This is a genomic window from Polynucleobacter sp., assembly GCF_044342855.1.
Classification (GTDB): domain Bacteria; phylum Pseudomonadota; class Gammaproteobacteria; order Burkholderiales; family Burkholderiaceae; genus Polynucleobacter.
On record NZ_JBIIPA010000014.1, the window covers coordinates 46,273 to 54,139 of the forward strand.

7 protein-coding genes are annotated in these 7,867 nt (G+C 47.3%); 3 read left to right on the forward strand and 4 right to left on the reverse strand.

Annotation, left to right across the window (positions count from 1 at the left end; all coding sequences use genetic code 11):
• Positions 1–87 precede the first annotated feature (87 nt).
• The 4 genes from panC to metG all read right to left on the reverse strand — a co-directional run bounded on the left by panC (position 88) and on the right by metG (position 3,807).
• Positions 88–939, reverse strand: coding sequence for a pantoate--beta-alanine ligase (gene panC, locus ACIQZ3_RS06280; protein WP_397391364.1), 852 nt, complete (start codon positions 937–939; stop codon positions 88–90).
• Complete coding sequence (locus tag ACIQZ3_RS06285; RefSeq protein ID WP_397391366.1) at positions 936–1,805, reverse strand: segregation and condensation protein A; 870 nt, start codon at positions 1,803–1,805, stop codon at positions 936–938. The genes panC and ACIQZ3_RS06285 overlap by 4 nt, the downstream gene beginning before the upstream one ends.
• The gene (locus ACIQZ3_RS06290) at positions 1,798–1,986 is read right to left on the reverse strand and encodes a DUF3460 family protein (RefSeq protein WP_215330041.1); all 189 of its coding nucleotides are present in this window, start codon (positions 1,984–1,986) and stop codon (positions 1,798–1,800) included. The genes ACIQZ3_RS06285 and ACIQZ3_RS06290 overlap by 8 nt, the downstream gene beginning before the upstream one ends.
• 150 nt (positions 1,987–2,136) lie before the next feature.
• Positions 2,137–3,807, reverse strand: a complete 1,671-nt coding sequence (gene metG / locus ACIQZ3_RS06295) for a methionine--tRNA ligase (protein WP_397391368.1) — start codon at positions 3,805–3,807, stop codon at positions 2,137–2,139.
• Between the two features lie 135 nt (positions 3,808–3,942).
• Here metG and ACIQZ3_RS06300 point away from each other — a divergent pair, with 135 nt between their 5' ends.
• The 3 genes from ACIQZ3_RS06300 to ACIQZ3_RS06310 are packed head-to-tail and all read left to right on the forward strand — an operon-like array spanning position 3,943 to position 7,709.
• Positions 3,943–4,785, forward strand: coding sequence for a formate dehydrogenase accessory sulfurtransferase FdhD (locus tag ACIQZ3_RS06300; RefSeq protein ID WP_397391378.1), 843 nt, complete (start codon positions 3,943–3,945; stop codon positions 4,783–4,785).
• 41 nt (positions 4,786–4,826) lie between these two features.
• Positions 4,827–5,393, forward strand: coding sequence for a dCTP deaminase (gene dcd / locus ACIQZ3_RS06305; RefSeq protein ID WP_041484826.1), 567 nt, complete (start codon positions 4,827–4,829; stop codon positions 5,391–5,393).
• Positions 5,394–5,441: 48 nt separating this feature from the next.
• Positions 5,442–7,709: an Orn/Lys/Arg decarboxylase N-terminal domain-containing protein gene (locus tag ACIQZ3_RS06310; protein ID WP_397391370.1), complete on the forward strand. Its 2,268-nt coding sequence runs from the start codon at positions 5,442–5,444 to the stop codon at positions 7,707–7,709.
• Positions 7,710–7,867 lie beyond the last annotated feature (158 nt).

The following is a 7,867-nucleotide window of genomic DNA, read 5'->3' on the forward strand; positions in this document are numbered from 1 at the left end:
CTGGCGCTGAATTAGCTAAAGAGTTGGGGTTGGAGGTGGGGCAGTTCTTTACACTGTAAATCACAGCATAAATCAAATACCTAGAAACTAGATTTCTAGGTTATCAATCAAACGTGTTTTACCCAACTTAGCAGCCGTCAGAATCACTAGCGGCTCGCCAGCCTGCAGGCTTTCGTTAGAGGCTGGAGCCAAATCGCTTTGCTGGCGAATGGCAATGTAGTCCGGTTGCCAACCACGACCAGTGAGAAGATCTACCGCGATTTTTTCAATCTCGATCAGTGAGTACATGTTGCGCTGACTCAAATCTAGTACGCGTGCACGAACTTCTTGCAAGGCCCTCTGTAGTGCAGGTGCCTCTGCACGCTCTTCAGCAGAGAGGTAGCCATTGCGAGAGGAGAGGGCAAGGCCATCTTCAGCACGCACTGTTTCGCCGGGGACAATTTCTACAGGTAGTGCAAACTGCTTAGCCATCTGACGAATGATCATCAGCTGTTGGTAATCTTTTTTTCCAAACACGGCGACTTTGGGTTGAACGCAAGAAAGTAATTTGAGCACAACTGTGCAAACACCTTTAAAGAATCCGGGGCGGAATTCACCCTCAAGGATGTCACTTAATTGCTGTGGCGGATCTACTCGATACTCTTGGGGCTGTGGATATAAGTCGCGCTCAGTTGGCGCAAATAGGATGTACACACCTTCTTTTTCTAACTTATCGATATCTGCCTGCATAGTGCGCGGGTAGCTATCAAAATCTTCATTTGGACCGAACTGCAATCTGTTTACAAAGATGCTGGCTACTACCGGGTCACCATGTTGTCTAGCAAGGCGCATGAGGGATAAATGACCTTCATGGAGGTTGCCCATAGTTGGCACAAAGGAGGCGCGATTTTGTCCACGCAAGTGGTCACGTAACTCTTGTATGTCACTAATTATTTTCATGCAACAGGAGTGTAGGCGAGGCGCACATAAATCGGTGCGTATGGCTCCGCTTGGGTAATTTCCACTAAAGCTTCGCGTGAGAGCTCAAGCATGGCAATGAAGTTGACGATGACAACCGGAATGCCTTTGCCAGATTTAATAGCTTCTTCAAATAGCTCGCCGAACTCTACGAATTTAGTACTTTGCAAGCGGCGCAAAATGCGTGTCATGAAGTCGCGTACGGACAGCTCTTCGCGAGTAATGGTGTGGTGCTGGTTTAGTTTTGCGCGGTGAAGGACATCACGCCAAGCTATTTGTAAGTCGTCTTGATTAACGTCTGGCCAGGTAACTGCAACGGTTGTATCCACATGGCCATGGGCGATCTGGAAATCACGCCCTTGCTGTGGAATTTGATCGAGCTCTTGAGCGGCCAATTTCATGCGCTCGTACTCTAAGAGGCGGCGAACCAGTTCTGCGCGTGGATCCTCAACCTCTTCATCGCTATCAGCCTTCTTCATTGGCAATAGCATGCGAGATTTAATCTCGATCAACATGGCGGCCATCAGCAAGTATTCAGCTGCTAACTCTAAATTGTGATGACGGATTTGGTCGATATAGCTCAGGTACTGTTGAGTCACCTGCGCCATTGGAATATCAAGGACGTTGAAATTCTGTTTGCGAATCAGATAAAGCAGAAGATCGAGGGGGCCTTCAAATGCTTCTAGAAAAACCTCTAGTGCATCTGGTGGAATATATAAATCTGTAGGAAGCTTAAATAATGGCTCGCCATAGAGTTTGGCGAATGCAGAAGACATGCCATCGGTAACCGATGGAGTGCTATCTAGCAATTCGGATTGAGCGCCCGGCTCGGCTCCCAGCTCAGTCATTCGAATACACGTAAGCGCGTTGCTTTAATTTGGCTGCTTTGGCGCGACGCTGGTCTTCGGTGGTCAAAGGCTCTTTATCCCAAAGTAGGGCGCGACCTGCTTGCTGACCTGCTTCGAGGTCCGGTTTCTCGGATTTAAGCTCATTTAAGAACTGGGTGAATTCGGATGTATATCTAGCCATCATATTTCCTAAAATTCTCAATTAATTCAATAACTTGCAAAAATTACTGCGCAGCAACTATCTGCCTAGCCCATCATTATTAACGATTTTCCCTGCAAACCTGCTGACTTTTTGGCTAATTCCTGGAAATTAGCCTAATTGGGGTCGTTTTTAGAGGTTTGCTGCCAATAAAGCCTCGATTTGAGGCGCTTCGACCCGGGTCATGAGGTGTTTATAGGCCTTGATCGGATTTTGGCTGGAGAGCGGTGTTTTAACGTCATTCCAGGTCATGGCTGGAACCGAGAGGAAGTCCTCAACTCCAGCTGTGACTTGAGGCAGTACTGGCTTGAGATAGAGGCTTAATAAACGGAATGCCTCTAAGGTCACGCTACAGACTCGCTGTAAGTCAGCTTCACGCTCGGTATCCTTAGCGATTTCCCAAGGTTTGTTTTCATCAACAAAGGCATTGACCTTGTCGGCCAGTTCCATGGTCGTGCGCAGTGCTTTGGCATATTCACGAGCCTCATATAGCTCAGCAATTTTTTCACTCGCAGATGCAATCTCAGCCAGTAGTGGATTGTTCATTGCTGCATCAGAAACGACTCCACCAAAACGCTTAACCAAGAAACCGGCGCTGCGACTCGCGATGTTGATGTACTTTCCTAATAGGTCGCTGTTAACTCGAGCAACAAAGTCTTGAAGATTTAAATCTAAATCTTCCATGCTGTCATTCAGTTTGGTTGCAAAGTAATAGCGGAACCATTCAGGATTAAAGCCAGACTCAATCACGCTATGCGCAGAAATTAAAGTGCCACGGGACTTACTCATCTTTTCGCCATCAACGGTGAGGAAGCCATGAGCAAATACATTGGTTGGGGTGCGATAGCCTGCAAAGTGCAGGGTCGCTGGCCAAAAGAGTGTGTGGAAATAGAGAATGTCTTTACCGATAAAGTGGTATTGCTCAGTAGTCGTATCAGGTCTGACCCACTCCTCAAAGTTCAAGCCTTTACTCTGGCAGTAGTTGAGGAAGCTGGCGTAGTAGCCGATTGGTGCATCAAGCCACACATAGAAGTATTTACCTGGTGCATCAGGGATTTCAAAGCCAAAGTAGGGCGCGTCACGGGAGATGTCCCAGTCCCCAAGCTTACTATCTCCAGGCTGCCCAACCCATTCTTTCATCTTGTTGCGAGCTTCCGGTTGCAGCGGAGTTTTGACTTGAGTCCACTCGCGTAAAAATGTTTCGCAGCGTGGATCCGATAACTTAAAGAAGTAATGATCGGAAACTTTTTTAATAGGCGTTGCGCCACTCACTACCGAGAATGGATTCTTTAAATCGGTTGGGGAGTAGGTTGCTCCGCACTTTTCGCAAGAGTCGCCGTATTGATCTTTGGCGCCACACTTAGGGCACTCACCTTTAATAAAGCGATCCGGCAAGAACATCTCTTTAACTGGGTCATATGCTTGTTCAATCGAGCGCATTTCAATTAAGCCAACATCGCGCAACTTCAGATAGATGCTTTGAGATAGCTTTTCATTCTCAGGGCTATCTGTCGTGTAGTAGTTATCAAATGAAATTAAGAAGTCATCAAAGTCGCGTTTGTGCTCTTTCCAAACATTCGCAATGAGTTCCTTAGGCGTGAGACCTTCTTTTTCAGCGCGCAGCATAATCGGCGTACCGTGAGTGTCATCAGCGCCAACATAGTGCACTTCATGACCACGCATTCTCTGGAAGCGTACCCAGATATCCGTCTGAACATATTCCACCAAATGCCCAATGTGAATCTGGCCATTGGCGTATGGCAGGGCGGAGGTAACTAGCAGGCGACGTTTAGGGCTACTCATGCGTACTTAAATAGAAATAATTTCAACAAATGCGAATACCAGATTATGGGGCTTGGGGCCTCACTTCAGCACCAATTTTAGTCTGCGGTTAAAGTGAATACCGATTTGAACCTATTTAAGAGGTGTTTTATGGCTTTGCCCCACAACATTCAGATGTCTCACGCTTCCGTGCCTTTGGTGCACGAAGTGCAGGTCATGGATGAGGCAGGGCGTATCAAAACCACCCATATTCCTGGGGAGCGCTCTTTAACCATTTATTTGGATAAACGGGAAGTTGTCACCCTGATGACCTTGGGAAGTGCCCCTGAGGCCCTGGTGCTGGGCTATTTGCGTAATCAGCGCCTAGTTGAGTCGCCAGACGATATTGCCAGTATCCAAGTGGATTGGGAGACTGATTCAGCAGCTGTGAAGACCTATCGCAGCACGGTAGATATCGATGCTCTTACAAGTAAGCGCGTAGTAACTACGGGTTGTGGCCAGGGCACGATGTTTGGTGGCTTGATTGAGGAGATGGCGCAGATTAGATTGCCAGATGGCCCTCAATTAACCCAGGAGGCAATAGTCGCCCTCATCGACAGCATTCGAGTTCACGACACTATCTATAAGAAATCCGGCTCCGTACACGCTTGCGCTGTATTCGAGAGAGAAGGTAAGGACAGTGTCCGTCTACTCCACTTTATTGAGGATGTTGGACGTCACAACGCCGTTGACTCTATCTCTGGACTGATGTGGCTTGCCGACAAGCCGGGCAAAGATCTGATCTTCTTTACTACGGGGCGTCTTACCTCGGAGATGGTCATTAAAGGTGCTCAGATGGGCATTCCATTCTTAATGACTCGGTCTGGCATGACCTTAATGGGCCTGGAGCTTGCCCGGAAGACCAACCTCACCTTGTTATCTCGCTGTTCCGGCAAGCATTTTGAGATCTTTAATGCCCCTGAGAGGGTGATTTTTACCTCCCCGCCTGCCACCTCGTAAATTCGTGGGCATATGGCCTGCGATGGTTTTACAATTCGGCCATGACTATTAAATCTGACCACTGGATCCGCCGCATGGGCGAGCAAGGCATGATCAGCCCGTTTGAACCTGGGCAGGTCCGCCAAGATGCCGCCGGGCAAAAAATTGTGAGCTATGGCACTTCAAGCTATGGCTATGACATTCGCTGCGCTGACGAGTTCAAGATTTTTACGAACATCAATAGCACCATCGTTGACCCTAAGAATTTCGACGAGCAGTCGTTTGTGGATTTCAAGGGTCCGGTTTGCATCATTCCTCCAAACTCTTTTGCCTTGGCAAGAACCGTTGAGTACTTCAAGATTCCACGTAGCGTATTAACTGTTTGCGTTGGTAAGAGTACTTACGCGCGTTGCGGAATTATTGTGAACGTGACTCCCTTTGAGCCTGAGTGGGAAGGTTACGTCACACTCGAGTTTTCTAATACGACTCCATTGCCTGCAAAGATTTATGCCGGTGAAGGATGCGCGCAAGTTCTGTTCTTTGAAAGCGATGAAGTATGCGGTACATCGTACAAAGATCGTGGCGGTAAGTATCAAGGCCAAGTCGGCGTAACTCTGCCGAAGACTTAATCTGCTCAATCTGCTTCATCGCCATATTGGCGAACTTAAAGGCTACTCATGAAATTTCGTTTCCCAATCATCATTATTGATGAGGACTTTCGCTCTGAAAATATTTCAGGTTCGGGTATTCGCGACCTAGCGGAGGCGATTGAAAACGAGGGCATGGAGGTGATTGGCTTAACTAGCTATGGTGACCTAACATCCTTTGCCCAGCAGGCCTCGCGCGCTTCTAGCTTTATTGTGTCGATCGATGACGAAGAGTTTGTTTCTGACTCTGAAGACCATGACTTACCCGCATTAAATAACTTACGCGCATTTATTACAGAAGTGCGCAAGCGTAATGAAGATATTCCAATCTTCTTGTACGGCGAGACTCGTACCTCACGTCATATGCCGAACGACATCTTGCGCGAGTTACACGGCTTCATTCATATGAATGAAGATACGCCGGAGTTTGTGGCGCGTCACATTATTCGTGAAGCAAAAGTTTACCTAGATTCATTAGCCCCACCATTCTTCCGTGCGCTGACTAATTACGCCTCTGAAGGTTCTTACTCTTGGCATTGCCCAGGCCACTCCGGTGGTGTAGCTTTCCTGAAGAGTCCAGTGGGCCGCATGTTCCATCAATTCTTTGGCGAGAACATGCTTCGTGCTGACGTTTGTAACGCAGTGGAAGAGTTAGGTCAGTTGCTGGATCACACTGGTCCTGTATTACAAAGTGAGCGTAATGCTGCGCGCATCTTTAACGCCGATCATTTGTTCTTTGTGACCAATGGCACATCTACTTCAAATAAGATTGTTTGGCACTCTACTGTTGCTCCTGGCGACGTGGTATTGGTTGACCGCAACTGCCATAAGTCAGTGATTCATTCGATCACGATGATGGGCGCGATCCCGATCTTCTTAATGCCAACCCGTAATCACCTTGGCATTATTGGCCCGATTCCAAAAGAAGAGTTTGAGTGGAAAAATATCAAGAAGAAAATTGATGCCAACCCCTTTATTAAAGATAAGAATGTAGTGCCTCGTGTCATGACGCTCACGCAAAGTACCTATGACGGTATTGTCTACAACGTCGAGATGATTAAAGAAATGCTCGACGGAAAAGTCGATTCATTGCATTTTGATGAGGCTTGGTTGCCGCATGCTGCATTCCATCCTTTCTACAAAGATATGCATGCGATCGGATCTGATCGTAAGCGCACTAAAAAGAGCTTGATGTTTGCTACCCAATCAACCCACAAGTTGTTGGCCGGCCTCTCACAAGCTTCTCAAGTGTTGGTGCAGGATGCAGAGGATACAAAGCTTGATCGTGATTGCTTCAATGAAGCCTATCTGATGCATACCTCCACTAGTCCACAGTACGCCATCATCGCTTCTTGTGATGTGTCTGCTGCCATGATGGAGTCTCCTGGCGGCACTACGCTGGTTGAGGAATCTATCGCTGAAGCGATGGACTTCCGCCGTGCGATGCGTGAAGTGGATGATAAGTTTGGCGCAGACTGGTGGTTTAAGGTTTGGGGCCCAGATCACTTAACTGAAGAAGGTGTTGGGGGGCGCTCCGATTGGATTCTGGAACCTAATGCCAGCTGGCATGACTTTGGCAATGTAGCCAAAGATTTCAATATGCTTGATCCAATCAAGGCGACTGTTGTCACCCCTGGTTTAGATATCGAAGGAAACTTCGGCTCTATGGGTATCCCAGCCAGCATCGTTACAAAATATTTAGCTGAGCATGGCGTGATCGTGGAGAAGTGCGGTTTGTACTCCTTCTTCATCATGTTCACTATCGGCATCACCAAGGGTCGTTGGAATACCTTGGTAACTGAATTACAGCAATTTAAAGATCACTTTGATAAGAACGCTCCATTGTGGAAGGTATTGCCAGAGTTTGTTGCTAAACATCCTCGTTATGAGCGCGTTGGTCTAAAAGACATCTGCCAGCAGATCCATGAGTTTTATAAGAGTCGCAACGTGGCCCGCATGACTACAGAGATGTACACATCAGACATGGTGCCAGCGATAATGCCTTCAGAAGCTTGGGCCAAGATGGCGCACAAAAAAGTAGATCGCGTTCCTTTGGATCAACTCGAAGATCGTATAACTGCAATGCTAGTGACCCCGTATCCTCCAGGTATTCCATTGCTGATCCCGGGTGAGCGCTTTAATAAACGCATCATTGACTATCTCTACTTTGCTCGAGACTTCAATGAGCGATTCCCAGGCTTTGAAACTGATATCCATGGTCTAGTGAAAGCAGATGTCGATGGACGCAGTGAGTACTACGTTGATTGCGTAAGACAAGAGCCAGATATCACTTTGTAATTAATTCCTACTTAATAAACAGCCACCCCGCTGAACTGACCCCCAAAAGTTGGACGTTATGTCCAACCAAGGGGGTTTTTATGAGCAAGTACAGCAAGCAGTTCAAGCTAAAGGTAGTTAAAGAGTTTTTAAAATTTGGCGGTCTTAAGCGGGTAAGT